18 protein-coding genes and 1 tRNA gene are annotated in these 17,996 nt (G+C 33.6%); 10 read left to right on the forward strand and 9 right to left on the reverse strand.

Annotation, left to right across the window (positions count from 1 at the left end; genetic code table 11):
• Positions 1–311: 311 nt before the first annotated feature.
• The 4 genes from K5Q13_RS08675 to K5Q13_RS08695 all read left to right on the forward strand — a co-directional run bounded on the left by K5Q13_RS08675 (position 312) and on the right by K5Q13_RS08695 (position 5,132).
• Positions 312–2,423 (forward strand): MMPL family transporter, encoded by a 2,112-nt coding sequence (locus K5Q13_RS08675; protein WP_220741298.1) that lies wholly within the window; start codon positions 312–314, stop codon positions 2,421–2,423.
• Between the two features lie 64 nt (positions 2,424–2,487).
• Positions 2,488–3,699 carry a sensor histidine kinase gene (locus K5Q13_RS08680; RefSeq protein ID WP_220741299.1) on the forward strand — a complete coding sequence of 404 codons (1,212 nt, stop codon included), beginning with the start codon at positions 2,488–2,490 and terminating at the stop codon, positions 3,697–3,699.
• On the forward strand, positions 3,689–4,321 hold the full coding sequence (locus K5Q13_RS08685) for a response regulator transcription factor (protein WP_220741300.1): 633 nt from the start codon (positions 3,689–3,691) through the stop codon (positions 4,319–4,321). The genes K5Q13_RS08680 and K5Q13_RS08685 overlap by 11 nt, the downstream gene beginning before the upstream one ends.
• Positions 4,322–4,958: 637 nt before the next feature.
• Entirely contained in the window at positions 4,959–5,132 is a 174-nt protein-coding gene (locus tag K5Q13_RS08695; RefSeq protein ID WP_220741301.1) for a YciI family protein, read from the forward strand.
• 242 nt (positions 5,133–5,374) lie between these two features.
• Here K5Q13_RS08695 and K5Q13_RS08700 read toward each other — a convergent pair whose 3' ends face one another.
• The gene (locus K5Q13_RS08700) at positions 5,375–5,572 is read right to left on the reverse strand and encodes a hypothetical protein (protein ID WP_220741302.1); all 198 of its coding nucleotides are present in this window, start codon (positions 5,570–5,572) and stop codon (positions 5,375–5,377) included.
• Between the two features lie 389 nt (positions 5,573–5,961).
• Here K5Q13_RS08700 and K5Q13_RS08705 point away from each other — a divergent pair, with 389 nt between their 5' ends.
• The 5 genes from K5Q13_RS08705 (at position 5,962) to K5Q13_RS08725 (ending at position 9,069) form a co-directional block, all read left to right on the forward strand.
• On the forward strand, positions 5,962–6,666 hold the full coding sequence (locus K5Q13_RS08705; protein ID WP_220741303.1) for an SDR family NAD(P)-dependent oxidoreductase: 705 nt from the start codon (positions 5,962–5,964) through the stop codon (positions 6,664–6,666).
• A gap of 283 nt (positions 6,667–6,949) precedes the next feature.
• A complete protein-coding gene (locus K5Q13_RS08710) occupies positions 6,950–7,255 on the forward strand; it encodes a hypothetical protein (RefSeq protein WP_220741304.1) in 306 nt (101 codons plus the stop codon).
• A 115-nt stretch (positions 7,256–7,370) separates the two neighbouring features.
• On the forward strand, positions 7,371–8,177 hold the full coding sequence (locus tag K5Q13_RS08715; protein ID WP_220741305.1) for a manganese catalase: 807 nt from the start codon (positions 7,371–7,373) through the stop codon (positions 8,175–8,177).
• Between the two features lie 155 nt (positions 8,178–8,332).
• Complete coding sequence (locus K5Q13_RS08720; protein WP_220741306.1) at positions 8,333–8,773, forward strand: MarR family winged helix-turn-helix transcriptional regulator; 441 nt, start codon at positions 8,333–8,335, stop codon at positions 8,771–8,773.
• Positions 8,774–8,811: 38 nt separating this feature from the next.
• A complete protein-coding gene (locus tag K5Q13_RS08725) occupies positions 8,812–9,069 on the forward strand; it encodes a hypothetical protein (RefSeq protein ID WP_220741307.1) in 258 nt (85 codons plus the stop codon).
• 176 nt (positions 9,070–9,245) lie between these two features.
• On the opposite strand, the gene K5Q13_RS08730 is transcribed toward K5Q13_RS08725, so the two are convergent.
• The 4 genes from K5Q13_RS08730 to K5Q13_RS08745 all read right to left on the reverse strand — a co-directional run bounded on the left by K5Q13_RS08730 (position 9,246) and on the right by K5Q13_RS08745 (position 13,230).
• Positions 9,246–10,223 (reverse strand): hypothetical protein, encoded by a 978-nt coding sequence (locus tag K5Q13_RS08730; RefSeq protein ID WP_220741308.1) that lies wholly within the window; start codon positions 10,221–10,223, stop codon positions 9,246–9,248.
• A 107-nt stretch (positions 10,224–10,330) separates the two neighbouring features.
• Positions 10,331–10,888 carry a recombinase family protein gene (locus K5Q13_RS08735; protein WP_220741309.1) on the reverse strand — a complete coding sequence of 186 codons (558 nt, stop codon included), beginning with the start codon at positions 10,886–10,888 and terminating at the stop codon, positions 10,331–10,333.
• A gap of 254 nt (positions 10,889–11,142) precedes the next feature.
• Positions 11,143–12,114, reverse strand: a complete 972-nt coding sequence (locus tag K5Q13_RS08740) for a Gfo/Idh/MocA family protein (protein WP_220741310.1) — start codon at positions 12,112–12,114, stop codon at positions 11,143–11,145.
• A gap of 156 nt (positions 12,115–12,270) precedes the next feature.
• Positions 12,271–13,230, reverse strand: a complete 960-nt coding sequence (locus K5Q13_RS08745; RefSeq protein WP_220741311.1) for a D-2-hydroxyacid dehydrogenase — start codon at positions 13,228–13,230, stop codon at positions 12,271–12,273.
• Between the two features lie 362 nt (positions 13,231–13,592).
• Between K5Q13_RS08745 and K5Q13_RS08750 the strand changes: the two genes are divergently transcribed.
• Positions 13,593–14,300, forward strand: a complete 708-nt coding sequence (locus tag K5Q13_RS08750; protein WP_220741312.1) for a S8 family serine peptidase — start codon at positions 13,593–13,595, stop codon at positions 14,298–14,300.
• Between the two features lie 427 nt (positions 14,301–14,727).
• On the opposite strand, the gene K5Q13_RS08755 is transcribed toward K5Q13_RS08750, so the two are convergent.
• The 4 genes from K5Q13_RS08755 to argJ all read right to left on the reverse strand — a co-directional run bounded on the left by K5Q13_RS08755 (position 14,728) and on the right by argJ (position 17,992).
• A tRNA-Asn gene (locus K5Q13_RS08755) sits at positions 14,728–14,799 on the reverse strand.
• 57 nt (positions 14,800–14,856) lie between these two features.
• Positions 14,857–15,978, reverse strand: coding sequence for an aspartate aminotransferase family protein (locus K5Q13_RS08760; protein WP_220741313.1), 1,122 nt, complete (start codon positions 15,976–15,978; stop codon positions 14,857–14,859).
• Positions 15,979–16,001: 23 nt separating this feature from the next.
• Positions 16,002–16,739, reverse strand: coding sequence for an acetylglutamate kinase (gene argB, locus K5Q13_RS08765; RefSeq protein ID WP_220741314.1), 738 nt, complete (start codon positions 16,737–16,739; stop codon positions 16,002–16,004).
• A gap of 38 nt (positions 16,740–16,777) precedes the next feature.
• On the reverse strand, positions 16,778–17,992 hold the full coding sequence (argJ, locus tag K5Q13_RS08770) for a bifunctional glutamate N-acetyltransferase/amino-acid acetyltransferase ArgJ (protein ID WP_220741315.1): 1,215 nt from the start codon (positions 17,990–17,992) through the stop codon (positions 16,778–16,780).
• Positions 17,993–17,996 lie beyond the last annotated feature (4 nt).

A 17,996-nucleotide genomic window follows, 5' to 3' on the forward strand; every position in this document is an offset into this window, starting at 1 on the left:
GCAAAAAAACGTAATTGTTTATAGGCGGAAGTATATTTATGATAGAAGGATACCAATACTAGAGGGAATCAATATTAGGGAGAGGGTTTTTCAAAAACATAATCCTTTAATTTTCTTATCAACATTTGTTGATGAGTCAAATATATTGATTTTAGATTAAATGAATTTTAAACATTTTTAAATATAAGAATATTATGTACAAAAAGGCATTAGTACTTGCCCTTCAGGGCAAAAAAGTATGCCCGATTGTACGCTGATTATTTTTTGAAAACTTGCTATATTAATTACATATCAAGTTTAAGGAGAATACAATGGGTAAATCACTTGGAAAATTAGGATCGTGGATATACGGTCATGCCAAAATAACGATATTTGGATTTATTATAACAGTGGTTATTTCTGTTGTAGTGGCATTAAGTATCGGTGTTCACTTTGATGCTGCTGGGATGTCAATTCAAGGATCAGAGTCTGAAAAAGCTAATAAATTAATGGAAAAAGAATTTCCAAATACTAAGCAGAATGGCGGTCAAATTCAAATTGTATTGCATTCTAGCAATGGGAAACCATTAAGTACACCTGATAATCAAAAGACCATGAATGATCTGTTTACAGATGTTCAGAAAAATAAGCATGTTAAGATGGTTGTTATTCCTCAAATGTTACAAAGTTTTAGTAAAGATAACATGACAGGTATCGCTAGAGTTATGTATAAACAGAAAGGTGATAATGTTTCACCTAAAACAATTAAATCTTTACAAAAATCATTAAAAATTACTCGCAACAAGAGTATTCAAACGGAACTAACGTCAAATGATGTTACTATTTCTCCAATGGATAATGGCGAACAGGCAGAAGTAGTTGGATTAATTATTGCTTTTATAATATTATCTATTACCTTTGCGTCATTATTGGTAGCAGGTATTCCGATTTTATCAGCGATTCTTGGATTGATTGCTGGCATGATGTTGGTTCTAATTTCAACAAATTTCTTGTCTGTTGGGACTTTTTCAATGTCATTAGTTGGTATGATGGGACTAGCCGTCGGTATTGATTACGCGTTATTTATTATTTCTAGATATCGACAAGAATTAGTTGAAAAATCAAAAAAAGAGGCATTAACTTATGCAATGTCTACTGCAGGAACATCAGTTGTTTTTGCTGGAGTAACGGTTATAGCGGCCTTACTTGGCATGACAATTTTAGGAATTGACATGCTTACAGTAATGGGAATGACTGCAGCAATGTCTGTCTTTACGGCGATTTTGACCTCGTTAACTTTTGTTCCAGCAATGTTAACAATCTTAGGTGATCGAGTTACTGGAAAAAAACCTAATCGTGTTTTATATATAGTTAGTCTACTACGTGTAAAAGGTGGATGGGGTAAATTAGTTACAAAATATAAGTATTTACTCACGATACTTGTTATTGGATTGCTAGCAACAGCAACGATTCCGTTTACTCATATTAATCTGGGATTACCAAATGATGCTGTCAAATCTGAAAAATTGACAGAGCGTCGAGCATATGATATTTTGACAGAAGCTTACGGAAAAGGTAGTCAAGCTACTCTAGTTGTACTTGTGAGAAGCGATAATCAAAAAGCAGTTCAAAATGGTATACAAAAGATTAAAGCATTATCCAATGTTGTGTCAGTCTCACAAGCAGCTCCAAGTGAGAATAATAAGTATCAAATGATTACTGTAATACCTAGTACTGATTCCAATGATGTTAAAACAAAAAAAGTGGTGCATCATATTAGAAAATTGGCTAATAAAAATGATATTCCTCCACTTTATGTAACGGGTGCTACTGCAATCAATATTGATATGTCGGACGCTTTGATGAAGGCGTTACCTAAATTTGCAATTTTAATTGTTGTTTTCGCATTTATTTTGTTAACAATTGTCTTTAGATCATTACTAATCCCTGTTGTTGCTGTTGCGGGATTTGTACTGTCATTAGGGGCAACCTTAGGAACTATTGTATTTGTTATCCAAGATGGCAATTTTATTAACCTTTTGGGAATTCCTAATAAGGGAGCAATTTTAAATTTCTTACCAGTTTTGGTTATTGGGATTATGTTTGGGTTGGCGATGGATTATGAAGTGTTTTTGGTTAGCCGAATTCGTGAAGAATATTTAAAATCTCATGATACACGTCAAGCAGTGATGGCTGGCATGAAGGACAGTGGACCGGCCGTGGTGGCGGCAGCTTTAATTATGATAATCGTCTTTTCCGGATTTATATTTGCCAGTGATGCTGTTGTTAAAACAATGGGATTGGCCTTAGCAACAGGTATTTTGTTTGATGCTTTATTTGTTAGGTTAGTGCTAGTACCAGCAACTATAGCAATATTTGGATCTTCTAGTTGGTATTTACCGAAATGGTTGGATAAATTTTTGCCAAATGTAAAAATTGACTAATTGAATAAACACTGAGACTAAGCTAGAATAAAAAAAGCTTAGTCTTTTTTAAAAGGAGATTTATATGACTAAAGAAAACAATATACAGACGAAGCGTTATTTATTTGATTTATATCGTTGGCCAATGATATTTTTAAGTTTAATGATTTACTTTTTGGCTTTTTATCTAAGAATGGAAGTAAAAGACATTGGTAGCATTCAAACATCAACATTTTTTACACTTTATGTTGTGCAATCAGTTAGTAACTATTTCAGTAGTTACATTACAAGATTTAGTAAGTTATTATATTTATTTCTGCAAATAGTAATTATTGTTAGTGCTGGAATTTTAATTAGCCCAGGAGAAAACATGCTTTATATAGGTATGTTACCACTTCTTGGTCTTCAAATTGTGACGCTCTATGATGACGTCAAGCTTTTTACTTTTTTAGTTATTTTAGTACCATTTCAGGTTATCATTGTAGTGTTACAGTATCTCAATAGTGGCTTCTTTTTAACCATCATGTCTATCCAATCGTCAATGGCTTTAAACATTATTTTTTTCATAACATGGCGTTTTTATCGTCAACAAGTTAGCCAATTAATTAAGACACAAAGTTTGCTCAATGAGTTACAAGTTGCTTACACTGAAGTTAAAGAAATTTCGCAACAAAACGAACGTAATCGAATTGGCCGTGATTTACATGATACTCTAATGCAAGGACTTGTTGGTGTTACAATGCAGCTGGAAGGAACCAAATTACTTTTATTAAATCATCAAGTGGACAGAGCTACCCAAGAAATTGATAAGACAATTTCTTTAACACGTGATTCACTGCAAGAAGCTAGACAATCTGTTTACGATATGCGAAAAAATAATAATGATCAGATTAAACTTCGTGATCGTTTGGATAAATTGGTAAAAGTTTTTCATGAAAATTATAGTTTGAGTGTTAATCTGGGTGTTGATGTTGCAATTGCAATTCCAAAGAATGATTTGGAAGAAATTATTAGAATTATTTCTGAATCACTTACTAACATTGTGAAGCATTCTCAGACAGATGTTGCTATCGTAAAAGTTTCACTAGATGATGTTTTATCGATTACTATTATTGATTATGGGGTTGGGTTTAATGTTAAATGGGGAATAAAAAAATCAAATCATTTTGGTTTAAACGCAATTATAGAGCGTGTTGAAAAACTTGGTGGTACTACAAATATTTTCAGTCATGCTGGCGAAGGAACGCGAATAGACATTAAAATACCAAAAAAATTGAGGTGGCAGCATGGTGAGTAAAATAATGATTGTAGATAACCATGTTATCGTCCGTGAAGGGTTGAAACTGATTTTTGAGACAAATCGAGACTATAACATTGAATATGAAGCTATCGATGGGCAGGAGGCAATTGCTTTATTAAAAATAAAGCAACCTGATTTAATTTTGTTGGATATCAAAATGCCTAATATTGACGGATTTGGGGTTATGAATTACGTTAATGATTATTGCCCTGAAGTTCCAGTAGTGGTACTTTCAACGATTGATAATAGCCAAGATATCAAAACAATGCTGAAGTTAGGTGCTAAAAGCTACTTACTAAAAGACGCCAGTACTGATGTTATTTTCAATACCGTTAGTAATGCTCTAAAAGGAAATACAATCTTACAGTATAATGTCACGGAGATAGTACGGCATGAACAAAGAAACATGCAAAATAATTTTTTTCAATTAGAGAGTCTGGAAGTAGATCTTCTGACTAGTCTTGCTCAAGGAAAAAAAATTAAACAAATTGCGGTGGATCAGCATTTTTCAGAAAGAACGGTTAAAAATAATTTAACTAAAATCTACAGTAAACTTGGAGTCTCATCCGGTTTAGAAGCGGTTGCCCTAGCTGTAAAGAATGACTTAATTACATTTTGATTTTAAAAAATAATATCTAGGTAATTTGATAAATTAACTGTAGTATTAATGTTGGTGCCAGATGCTGTTTAATTCAAAACAATCATACAAATTTATGTATTACTACATAAATCACATTATAAAAACGGTATAGCTAATTTGGCACTAAATTTTTGAAGAACCGATGAATTTAAAATACTAATAATATGATTCCCAATTATTGTCATATTTGTTTTAAAATGTGAAAGTAGTAACTTATACTCCCACTTTTTCGGAAAATTTTAATTCTAAAACTCCAATTCTTAGAAGATATGTTTTTAAGTTCAGTTTATTTTGATTAATTGATTTTATTTTAGTAAATATGAATCTATTGAATTCTTCACAATATATGGAACTAATAATTTCTTCTTTGGACTTAAAATGTACCTGTAGAAACACCTGCGTGTTTAGCTATATATATAATTTTTGTTTGTTTAATACCTTGATTATTAAACAATATAATTGCGGAATCAAATAGTTTTTCTCTAGTCGTTAATTTTTGTTATGCTCGAGTCATTTTATTTCTCCATTAATATTTAATTATACATATTATATAATGAACTGGTTCAGTGAATTAGTTCATTATATAACAAATGAGTTACGATTAGGAGTGCATATTTTGTTTATCTTCAGTTTAACGTATAAAAAGCCTTTACAAGAAGTTGAAAAGCTTCTAAGCGAGCATAATCAGTATTTAGAAACTTTTTATAAAGAGGGTATTGCTGAATATAATATTATTGGATTTCAACTTAAAAAAATGAATGAAATGTTCAAACAAATTGTTGGCCACTAGAAACTAATAAAGAAAACAAAAAATACAGTACAATATGAAACTGAGTTTAGGGTTATTTGTTATAAAATAACCCCTAAACCTTTTCCTGTATAACCGCGGATTACAAATCCAGCTCCTGAAAAGATATCTTTTGCATCGTTTTCACTAATATAAATTGTTATATATTTACCACTTTTAGTTACCTTAGACACACCCTGCTTATATTTAGCGGCTCTTAGTTAATCACTTAACTGATTATTAATTTAAGGTGGAATAGTGTAGACAGTATTTCCAACTATTGTAACATTATTGCTATCTACATTTTCTGACGAATGCACTGTGTTGTCACTAACCTTTGGTATGCCTATACTATTATTGAAACTAACTTGCATTAGTGGTACGGTCATACCTGCTACAATCACACTTATTAGTAAATATACATTTATGTTCGTGAAAATCATGAGATTATATCCTTATAATTAGCTCTACATAAATTATAATACGACAAAAAAGCTGTTCCAAAATAAAAGGCTTACATTGTCGTCAAAAAGATATTATTTTTAACATATTAAGAAATTAAATCATGAAATAAGCCAATAATTATGATTATTTTATAGAGTGCTAAAATCTTAGATATAAGTATGTAAGGACAGTAAATTATGACGAACCCTGTGCTGTTTTGTATGATTTTCGATAAATCTAGATGTTTTTATGTATCTATCCCTTTTATCATGCTAAGAGTAAACATTAGTTAAATTTTTATCATGTATCAAAATCAACACATGCACTTACTAATTAATAGTGATATACTAATTATGCGTTAATACTTAACTAAAAAAGAGGATATAAAATGACAAAAACAGCATTAGTAACAGGCGGAAATAAAGGTATCGGTTTTGAAATTGCTAAAAATTTATTAATAAACGGATATAATGTGGTAATCGGCGCTAGAGATGTCACTCGTGGAAATAAAGCGGTTGATGATTTAAGTAAGTATGGCGACGTGGCATTGCAAATTCTTGATGTTAGTAATGTAAGCAAGATTAATGAAGTTGCCAATAAAATAAGTCATAATTACCCTGAATTAGCATTGTTAGTTAACAATGCTGGTATACCAGGAGACATGCAAAAATCTGCTTGGGAATTTACAGTAAAAGAATTACAAGAGACTTACACAACTGATTTTTTAGGTGCTTATGAGTTAAGTCGTTCTTTGTTACCTACCATCGAAAAAAATCAAGGTACAATATTTAGCATGACAATTCCAATTGAACCTAATAATTTCTTCCACCCTTTTGCTTACTTATCAGCAAAAGCACCATTAAACATAATGACAAAAACCTGGGGCCTTGAATTTAAAGAACAAAATAAACCAGTTGAAATTTTTGCTCTTATGCCAGGAGGGGTAACAACAGATCTTAATAACCATATGGACGCACCAGGATTTAAAACGGCTGAAGAAGCTGGCCGATTAGTTGTTGATTTAATCACTGATAATACTGATCGTTCTGGAAAAGTAGTTAATTTTGACGGAACAGTTGCTGAGTATGTATAAAAGTGATAAATAAAAAAACAGGACATAAGTATTAAATTATGCCCTGTTTTTTATACTAATTATTTGTAACAAAATGTAAGCTAGATATTTTTTTATGCTGTTTCATTAATTCAAGACATTATGCTAATAAGGAAACTATGAACGTAAAAATTTGAAAAAGAGCAATCATTCTAGCTTTTCTACTTGACTTAAGTATAGAATATAAAAACTTGTGTTTCCTACTTTGCTTTGTTATTCTATTATTTATTAGTTTATGTATCAAATTGAAGAAAGGAATAACTACATGACTAAACTCAGAATTACATTTATAAATAGTGAGACATTGGATATTAATCAAACTACATTGCTTGATTTAGCAATCTATGAAAAAGAAAATTATTTCAATATGTCACCAAGAACTACCAAAAATATAACATTATCGGAATCATCACATTTTTATGGTCCTATAAGCATACAAGATATTCACGACCCTAATTTGATAATGAGTCTCTTAAACTTTTTACACAGCTCTGATTTTTTCTATGTTCACAATCAACCAGAAACAATCTATGCCAGCTCCTCTATTTATAAGATTGAACAAAAGGATTAAAACAAAAATATTTTAGTTACTTCTAGACAAATAATAGTGATGATGTTATCATTAATACATCGTGAACGATTTAATTGTTCGCGATGTATTAATGATTCAAGAAAGAGGAATTACAATGTTCAAACATACACGTGCCTTACAATTTAATGCAAAGCCAGATCGTCCTGATCCACTAATGGCCCGCAAACTACAAGAAGCACTTGGCGGTCAATGGGGTGAAATGACTGGTATGATGTCATATTTATCACAAGGTTGGGCTTCAACTGGTGATGAAAAATATAAAGACATCTTGCTTGATACTGGGACAGAAGAAATTGCTCACGTCGAAATGATTTCGACTATGATTGCTTATCTTTTAGAAGATACTCCTATTTACGAGCAAGAGGAAATGATTAAAAAAGATCCTTCTCTTGCTAAAGTAATGGGTGGCACTGATCCTGAACATGGACTTGTACATGGGTTAACAGCTGGTCTAACTAATCCAAATGGTGCAGCTTGGAATACTGGTTACGTTACATCAAGTGGTAATTTATTGGCTGACATGCGTTTTAATGTAACTAGAGAATCACAGGCACGTGTTCAAGTGAGTCGTTTATATCATATGACTCGTGATGAAGGAGTGCGTGATATGTTAAAGTTCTTACTCGCACGCGAAACACAACATCAGTTGCAGTTTATCAAGGCCCAAGAGGAATTAGAAGCAAAGTATGGCATAGTAGTACCAGGTAACATGGACGATATTCAACATTCAGAGTATAGCCACGTTATTATGAATTTTTCAGATGGTGAAGGATCACGTGCATTTGAAAATCAAATTGCTAAAGATGGTCAAAAGTTTACTTACCAGGAAAATCCTGAAGCAATGGGTGGGGTACCTAAAACAAAGCCAGCAAGTTCTGAACTTCATAATGATCAAGGTTAATAATGCTTAAATTGAATTAATAAGACATTGATCTTGAGTATAGGGTGTCAGACAATTATCTATTTAGCGCATTGAATAGCTGATTCTATCTAGACAATTATATTAAATCGTGTTAATATTAAATCGCACACGATTTAATAAAAGGAGTTATTCCTATGATAGAATTTAACAAAAACAACGCCCAATTGGAAAAACACTTGTGTTTTTCTATTTATGAGCTATCAAGATCAATTCAACGCATGTATAAGCCGTTTCTCAATGAGCTTAATTTAACATATCCACAGTATTTAGTTTTAGTTGCTCTTTACGATCACGATAATATTCCTGTCAGCGAACTGGGGGAATTATTGGACTTAAATTACGGTACTTTGTCCCCTTTATTGACCCGCATGGAAAGCCAAAAATTAATTGAACGTATGAGATCAACCAAAGATACCAGAATTGTCTACATTAAATTAATGCTTTCTGGTAAGAAGATACGTGAAGAAGCATTTACGCTTCCTCAACAATTAGTATTGAAAAGTGGATTAAACGATCAAGAATGGAATGAATTATCTAAATTATCTATGAAACTATTTACTAACTTATCTAAATAATTTTCAATATATACTCGCTAAATAACGGAGGGCAACGAATGATTCATGAAATAGTAAATTCAATCAAATTAATGGACGGATCCTATTACGAAACTGGTCAATCTGGCTGTGAAAAAATTGCTCGAGACAATGGTGAGTTTTGGTCAATTTACGTTAATGGTGTCAAAAAAACGTGGATTGGTAGCGAGCTCATTGCCTATATCGATGGTAAATCTCAACAACCTGAATCGTACTTAGCAGATATGTCTGAAAAAGATCGCGAAAAGTTTAAAGATGTTCATTGTGATTGCGACTAATCAAGGTATTTTTTACATGATGATAATAAGCTAAATTAATATAAAAAATTGATAAAAAGGTGACATAACTTAACAGTTGTGTCGCTTTTTTTGTATATTTGGTAATTAATCATATGTTGTGTATGCATAACTAGATGCCAATATGCGAAGCATAGTTCATTCATAAGAGATAGAAATTAATAAGGTAGTCTGGTCTTCTCTATTTTTGTATCTGTAAAATTGTTTTGGTTCAGTATATTTCTTATATCATTTTTTTGTTCGAAAACTTTGTGAGATAAAATTACGCTTTTTATTAAAGACGGTGTAAATTCTAAGCTAACAACAGGTCTTCCGATAAAAATTATTTCGGGTTCAATATCATTCTCTTCTCCATTGATTTTTACAACCACAAAACGAATCTCCTCTTCCTGGTACAAGTCGGGGTTTTTAAAACATAATGAAAATAAAAACATTGCTTGAGCAGAACATTGCATTATTTCAAGCATATCTGAAGAATCTACATTTAGATTTCTGTAATCATAGAGCCACTCTTTGACGACGGGTTTAATATATTCTAATTGAGTTGTTATATCGTATTCGACTTTTAGTGGGAAAGAAAATCCATTACCACGACTAAATTCTGAAAAAGTATTAGCTCCTTTTGAAAAATGTTCATTGAGAAAATATTGTATATCTTGACTATTAAAAGACAAAGCAATTTCTCCATAATGTTGTAATGATTGTGAATGGTTATTAGCAGAAAAACTCCAAATATAATTATTTCTTGGTATATTTTTATTAAGTAAGTTAAACACTTGTATTTCTTCTTTGCCAGCACCTAGACTCTCGAGTTCGATTACTCCCAACTCAAGCGCATAAAGACCATCTTTCTGATCATTCATCGAATGAATTGAACCTAAATAAATTATTTTTTTAGATATTATTTTTTTTAGTACATCAATACTTGTATAGTGATACAAATTAGGGAAAATATTGGGATCACAATGGAATTTATTTGTAATTAATATTGGTTGAGCGTGTTGATAGAAATCGGATTTTTCATCATAAAAATCGTTCAATGCAAGTTTACCTTCGTCGGTTAGATTGCCAATTATTGTTTTAATACTTGGTGTAATACGTCGTGATTTTAAAAGTTCATTTAATTTTTCTAGCATTCATTTTCTTCTTTTTAGTTAGTTAGTTAGTTTCAATAACAAATAATTTTTTGAAATAGTATTCGATGTAATTTTTTTTTTATATAATTATTTTAGACTGATATTTATTAAATAAATAATTTTTTTATATATTGAACTGTTCTAGCAGAAATATTAAAAGCTTCTGCTGTAGATTTTACCGTGTGTGTTTGAGAATATTCAAAAATGGCTGTATTACGGCTATCTTTTTTTCTCCTTGGTCGTCCCTCTCTATAGTTAGGATTATGTTGCTTTGCAAAAACTTTGCCAGCCTGAGTTCTTTCGATAATCATGTCTCGTTCCATCTCAGCCACCGATAGCAAAGTTCTGACAATCATACGACCCATTGGGGTGTTATCAATAGTTCCTAAATTTAAAACTTTAATTATAATTTTTTCTTTCAGGAGATCATCAATTAAATTTAATGCTTCACGTGTATTTCGAGCAAAGCGATCTAACTTGGTGACAATCAATGTGTCATTGGGTTCAATCATGGCGACTAATTTTTCAAACTGCGGTCGTACCGTAGTTGTGCCTGAATATTTTTCACTTAAAATAATATCGGCACCAGAATTTTTTAAAGTTTCTTTTTGTTCATTTAAAGATTGCCCAGCAGTGGACACTCTAGCATATCCATAAATAGTCATATTTCGCCTCATAAAGTTGCATAATTAAATTGCAGTATATAAACATAAGTATATCACAGCATACAAAAAGCGCAAAATACTTATAATTATCTTGCACCTAAATAAATCAAAAAAGAGAGTGCCAATTACTTAAATCCTTGGTAGCATTCTCTTTTAGTTAATATAAGCTGTATGATTCTAATAATGACATCCAATAGGCTTAATGGTAATCCTCGAACAAACTAAAGTGTAATTTAACTCATATTGTATGTGACTCAGCTATTGGCTTTCTGTTCAGACCAAGATTTTTTCATTTCCTCAAAAATGCTAAATACATCGTCGGTGATGCCTTTATATTGCTGAAGATTATCCGAGTTATTGATAATACTTTCAAAATCTGCAATCTCGTAAAACAAAGCATCATCAGTATTCCCTTCGGAAATACGCTCTGTTTTTTCGGTATCGACATGGTACCAACTAGCTTCTTGTGCACGTGGATATTCAGGAATTTGAATATATCCTTTTGTACCTGAAATCGTTAATGTCTTTGGTTGTTTAGCTTGTAAGGATACTGAGACGGTAGCCATTTCGCCTGATCGATTATGCAGAATCGTAACAGATTGTTCATCAACACCGGTTGGGGCGTAATCAACAAAAGATTGGATATTATTAGGCTGCTCTGACATAAAATAACGTACACCGGATAATGCATAAACGCCCATATCAAGTAAAACACCGCCACCTAAGTCAGGATTAAAAAACCGATTTTTTGGATCATAGGGCTTCACACTACCGAGGGTCACATTAATATGTTTAATATCACCCAAAAGATTTTCTGTGATAAGTGATTTGATTTTTTTAATTAAAGGCATGTGGACTAATGTCATCGCTTCCAATAGCACAACATGATGTTGTTGGGCTAACTGCTCGAGTGTATCCAAATCAGCCTTATTTAGTGTGATAGCTTTTTCCATGAGTACATGTTTACCATGCGCAATGGCCTGCTTTGCAATATCGAAATGTGTATTATGTGGTGTAGCAATGTAGACAGCATCCACCAGATCGTCCGAAAAGACATCTGAGAGCTCACTAAACTCATGATTAATACCATATTTATTAGCAAATTGACGTGTTTTGTCAGCATTACGACTAAATACACCATAAATATTGCGATTGTTTTGATTGAAGGCTGTTGCCATCTCGTTAGCAATTACGCCTGTTCCAATAATAGTCCAATTTACTGTCATCTTTATAATCCTTTCAATACCTGATAGCATTAACATAAACGCTACGCATAAGAATTTCAATTAAAGTCGTTTTTCTGGTTTTTCAAAAATAGTTCTCTAAATGTCAGTTAACGAATTGACTCATCAAAATAACGTTAAAAATCTAATTGATTCAACTTATTCAACGATATTGATTGGCTGATTTGCTAAATAAGATTTTAAGTTATTAATCGTGATGGTCAATAATCGTTCACGTGTTTCGAGTGGCGCCCAAGCAATATGAGGTGTGATGTAGCAATTTTTAGCTTTTAACAAGGGGTTGTCATTAATAATTGGCTCTTTTTGGACAACATCAGTCGCTAGTGCGTAAATTTGATTGTCATTAAGCGCATTGGCGACATCTTGTTCATTAATCAATTTGCCTCTTGCTGTATTTAATAAAATAACATTGTTTTTCATTTTTGCAATGGTTGTTTTATTGATGAGATTGATTGTGTCTGGTGTTTGAATAACATGTAAACTAATAACATCGGATTGCTGTAACAGCTCATCTAGAGATACCTGTTTAAGCCATGGTTCAGATATATTTTTGGGGCGATGATTGTAAAAAATAACAGGCATAGAAAACGCATGTGCTATTGCTGCAACTTTTTGGGCGATATGACCGAAGCCAATTAGACCCAATGTTTTTCCTTTGAGTTCAAATAATGGTTTGTCCCAAAAAGTGAAGTCAGGTACGTTGGACCATTTATTATTATGCACGAGCTGATTGTGAAGGCCAACTTGACCTGTCACTTCAAGCAATAATGAAAAAGTAAACTGTGCTACAGCGTCGCTAGCATAGGTAGGAATATTGGTGACGACAACATTATTTTTATGAGCGCTCTTGATGTCAACAACATCATAACCAGTGCCCATGATTCCGATGTATTGTAAACTAGGGGCGTTGCTGATAACATCATCGTTTAGTGGTGTTTTATGTGTAATGACAATTTCAGCATTGCCAATTCGTTTCAAAATTTCATTGTTATCGTCAACTGGTGTGCGATCATAAAAAGTACAGTCACCCAACTGATTTAATAACTGCCAATTTAAATCTTTATTCAGTGCATAACCATCTAAAACTATGATTTTCATAATTATTTCCTCGCTATGTCATCTTAACTAAAAGTTTATTTTTAATACTATTTAACAACATAATACCTCTTTTTGATAAACTGATAAAGTGATTTGTCTAGATAACGTAAAAATCACTTGGATTCGAACTATTAAGAGCGAAACATTGATATACCAAATTACCGAGTTCATTTCAAAATCGGAATTCTAGTTGACGTTTTAAATGTTAATAATACCAAGATGTATTTTTTAATAACAAATATTTGCACAAAAATGGTGTATCAGGTATATTAAACAAATATTTAATATCACATTTAATATATCGGATCTGAACGAGTTGAGCAACATTATCTATGTATCATGGCACAGGAAAGAAGAATGACATGAATCGCAATAAGCAATATAAAAAATATAGTATATATGGCATTTTAGTTGTGTTGCTTTTTACTAGTGCGGTCGTGATTACAAACTATGTGATAGATAAACAGACTCTTGTGCCAATGACGAAACTAAAAGTTGGATTGATTGATGGTTCTGTGAAAGCAAGTTTACCGCAATTTTATGACACCAAGGTAATTAGTAAGAATTTTGTATCAAATGCAACACAAGTGGACGAAGAGCACGGGACGGCCGTGGCCTACACCATTATGAAACATAGTCCGTTAGCAAAGGTTGATACGTTATATAGCGCCAGTGTCATGGAAAACGGGTTTGTGTCGCAAGATAAGCTATTACAAGCATTGAATTGGTTTGAAGAAAAGCACGTGAGCTTAATCAACATTAGCTTAAACATGCCACGACCAACAAAAGAGATTAAAAATAAATTGACACAATTAACCAAAAACGGCGCAGTCATTGTTTTGTCGATGGGAAATAATAACTATTTTAAAAATGAACCACTTAAAATAAAAGGAGTGGTTCAAGTGGGCACTCAAAAAGAATATGCTGTCGTTGAAAAAATTAAGCCAATCCAATCAATCGACTTATCAGGCGCTAAGAAAAAATATGAAGGCATCAGTTTCAACACCGCGCGTCAAACAGGTAGGTATGTATCTGAATGGTATTCTTACAAGAATATCAGATTACCGTAGTAGTAATGTTGAACCAGTTAGAGATATCATACTTTGCGTCCAGTGAGCATACAAAACTTGAAACCTGATCAGTTTTTGATAGTTGAACGGTGTCCTGTCAAATATCCGGAATTAATAAAAGAAATATTAAAAAATATATAGGACTTGGTGGCGTCAATTCACACGTATTATTAGCAGACATATTTGTGTGAGTCGTTTGATAAAAAGAACTGAGTTGAGATAAATTAAACCAATTTATGATGATTTTAATACACGCGTTTAAAATGGTGTTCATGCATGGTCAAAGATCAGCGTTAATTATGTATAGGGTTTAAGCCAAGAATTTTAAAATGACGCGTAATCAATATTTGCAAATTTTTTAAATCAAAAATAAAAACCGTGAAAACTTTTTCACGGTTTTTATTTTACTCGTTCAATATTACTAAAACTGCTCCACCTGGATTCGAACCAGGGACCTGCGCATTAACAGTGCGTTATTCTACCACTGAACTATGGAGCAATTAAGTTGATTAATCAACTATTAAATTATATCAAGATTAGAAAAAGATGTCAACACTTATTTTTCAGAAAGATATAATTTGATTTTATCAAGAGATTTTAATAACTGATCGGTTGGAATTGTCAGTGGTGGTAATAAACGCAAAGTATTGTTCCCAGCAGATAAAACAATAATGTGTTCATTTAACAAATCAGTGACGACAGTATTGACAGGAATATTTAATGCAATACCAGCCATCATGCCAAGGCCACGAACATCATCGACAACATTTAGTGCGTTAAATTCAGATAATTTTTCCCAGAACAGGGCTATTTTGGTACTTAGCTGAGGCAGTAACTCATCTAAGACATCTAGCGTTGCCTCAGCTGCAGCCATGGCAAGCGGATTGCCACCAAATGTGGAACCATGTGTCCCATATGCTAGAGCGGGGGCCAAATCATTTTTAGCAAGCATTGCGCCAACGGGAACACCGTTAGCAAGACCTTTAGCGCTTGTGAAAATATCTGGTTCGAAATCATAATTTTCAAAGGCAAATTTTTTACCTGTACGACCCATGCCAGTTTGTACTTCATCCACAATAATGAGTATCTTGTTATCATGTGCCAGTTTAACAAGCGCTTGGATGAATTCCGGTTTAGCCGGGACAACACCGCCTTCACCTTGAACTAATTCAAGCATGATAGCAGCAACATCTTCAGTTATTAGCGCTTTAACACTGTTAATATCATTGAAAATAGCGTACGAAAATCCAGATAGCATTGGCAAGCCAGCATGGATACTATCTTGTCCAGTGGCAGCCATAGCAGCGTAAGTACGGCCGTGAAACGAATTCGAAAACGAAATAATTGTTTGTTTTTTGGTCGCCAAACGTGCTAATTTAATAGCAGCCTCATTTGACTCGGCACCAGAATTAGCAAAATAGGCTGTATAAGTGTCACCACCAATTTTTTGTGCGACAGCTTCTTGCAATGGATTGCTGTATAGATTAGGAATATGCCAAATTTTTTCTGCTTGCTGTGTTAACGCGTGTACAACTTTAGGGTTGTTGGCGCCAACATTATAAACACCAATACCACTGGATAAGTCACTGTAAGACTGATTTTTGTCATCAAACCAAGTGGCGTTTTTTGCTGATGAAAATGTGACTGGTGCGCGATGATAGTTTGGAAATAAGGTCATGATAACTCTCCTTGAAGAATATGTTAGAGTGTAACAACGGTACCAGGATGTGTCACAGTATTTGTAATATGCACATTAGGAACGCCACGGTGAACGGCATCAAGCGCACTGTTAATTTTGGGGATCATACCACCAGTGATGATGTTTGATGATTTTAATTCGAGGGCTTTTTGTGGTGTCAACTCTTGTAGGATGTTGCCACTGACTTTAACACCTGATACATCAGTCAATAAATAAAGTTCGTCAGCCTGAATGTACTTGGCGATAGCTGTTGCAGCGTGATCAGCATTGACATTGAGCCACTGACCTTCATTGGTGATAGCTAGTGGTGCAATAATTGGCACAAGATTGTTTTGCCACATGCGATTCATTAATTGTGTGTTCACTTGATGAATCGCACCAACATAACCATAAGTATCTTGGTCCAAAACATGGCCAGTTAATAATTGATCACTTCCGGCATTTAGGCCAATGGCTGGTACGGCATTTTGACGAAAAGCTTCAACAAGAGCAGGTTGTACTTGTCCAAGTAAAGCCATTTTAGTAATATTGATACCATTTTGTGTCGTAAAGCGAATGCCATTGATTTTTTGAACAGGCTCATTAAATTGTGCCATCAATGCCGAAATATGGTCGCCACCACCATGAACAATGACGATGTTAGTGTTTTGTTTTTGCCAGTTTTTGATTGTTTCAAAAAAAGCGGGCGTGAGTTGTGTAGCAGCAGTGCCACCAATTTTGATTACGATTTTTTTTGTCATATTGAGCTCCTTACGTCATCTTATTGGTGGCATCGCGATCAGGTTGTGTAGAGGGCGTTGATTTTAACATATTCATAGGTTAAATCAGATCCCCAGGCTTGACCACTGGCATCACCAGTATGTAAATTAATATCGATAGCAATGTTTTTTTGTTTCAGACTTTCAGTCATGTCTGTTTGATCAAAATCTGTTGGTGCACCAGCGATCATGACGGGTATATCATTGAGTGAAATGTCAATGATATCAGGATCAATGTCAACATCACTTGCACCAATAGCAGCAATAATTCGGCCCCAATTTGGGTCCTGACCAAACATAGCAGTTTTAACAAGAGAGGAACCGACAACTTTTTTAGCAACCATACGTGCATCCAATGCTGACTGAGCCTGATTAACTGTGACGGACAATAACTTTGTAGCACCTTCACCATCACTAGCAATGCCAATGGCCAATGCAGTAGTGACGGTATGCAACATGTCTTTGAAATGGTCGTAATCAGAATTATGACGATCAATAGTGACATTATTTGCTAAACCATTTGCCATGACTAACACCATATCATTTGTACTGGTGTCACCATCGATAGTGATTTGATTAAAGCTGGTTTCGACATCTTCTGATAGAGCCTTTTGTAGCATATCAGGAGCAATATCAATGTCTGTGGTGATAAAGCCAAGCATAGTTGCCATATTTGGATGAATCATGCCTGAACCCTTTGCGACACCACTCATTGTAACTAAATGACCAGCAATGGTACTTTGGATAGTAATTGATTTTTCTGCTGTGTCTGTTGTCATAATTGCATGAGCAAAGCCATTTGTGTTACCGTCAATTTTAAGTTGATGAATACCAGCAACAACTTTGTCAATGGGTAAAATTTGTCCGATAACACCGGTCGATGCAACACCAACTAAGTCAGGATCAATGTTTAAAACTGTAGCAGTTGTTTCTTGCATCTGTTTTGCATGTACCATGCCAATCTTACCAGTGACGGCATTTGCGTTACCAGAATTAACGATAATAGCCTGTAACATGCCATTTTTAATAGTTTGTTTGTTAAGTTGAACAGGTGCGGCTTGTACTTGATTCGTTGTGAAAACGCCCGCTACAGCTGCTGGTTTATCACTAAATATCCAACCGAGATCTTTTGACTTGTGTTTGAGACCAACATGCTGACCATCCGCATGAAATCCTAGTGGCGCAGCTATATCGGCCAGTGCTAACTGATTAATTTTTTGAAGTAAGTCTGTCATAGTT

Origin of the sequence: Leuconostoc miyukkimchii (assembly GCF_019656055.1) — a bacterium.
GTDB lineage: Bacteria > Bacillota > Bacilli > Lactobacillales > Lactobacillaceae > Leuconostoc > Leuconostoc miyukkimchii.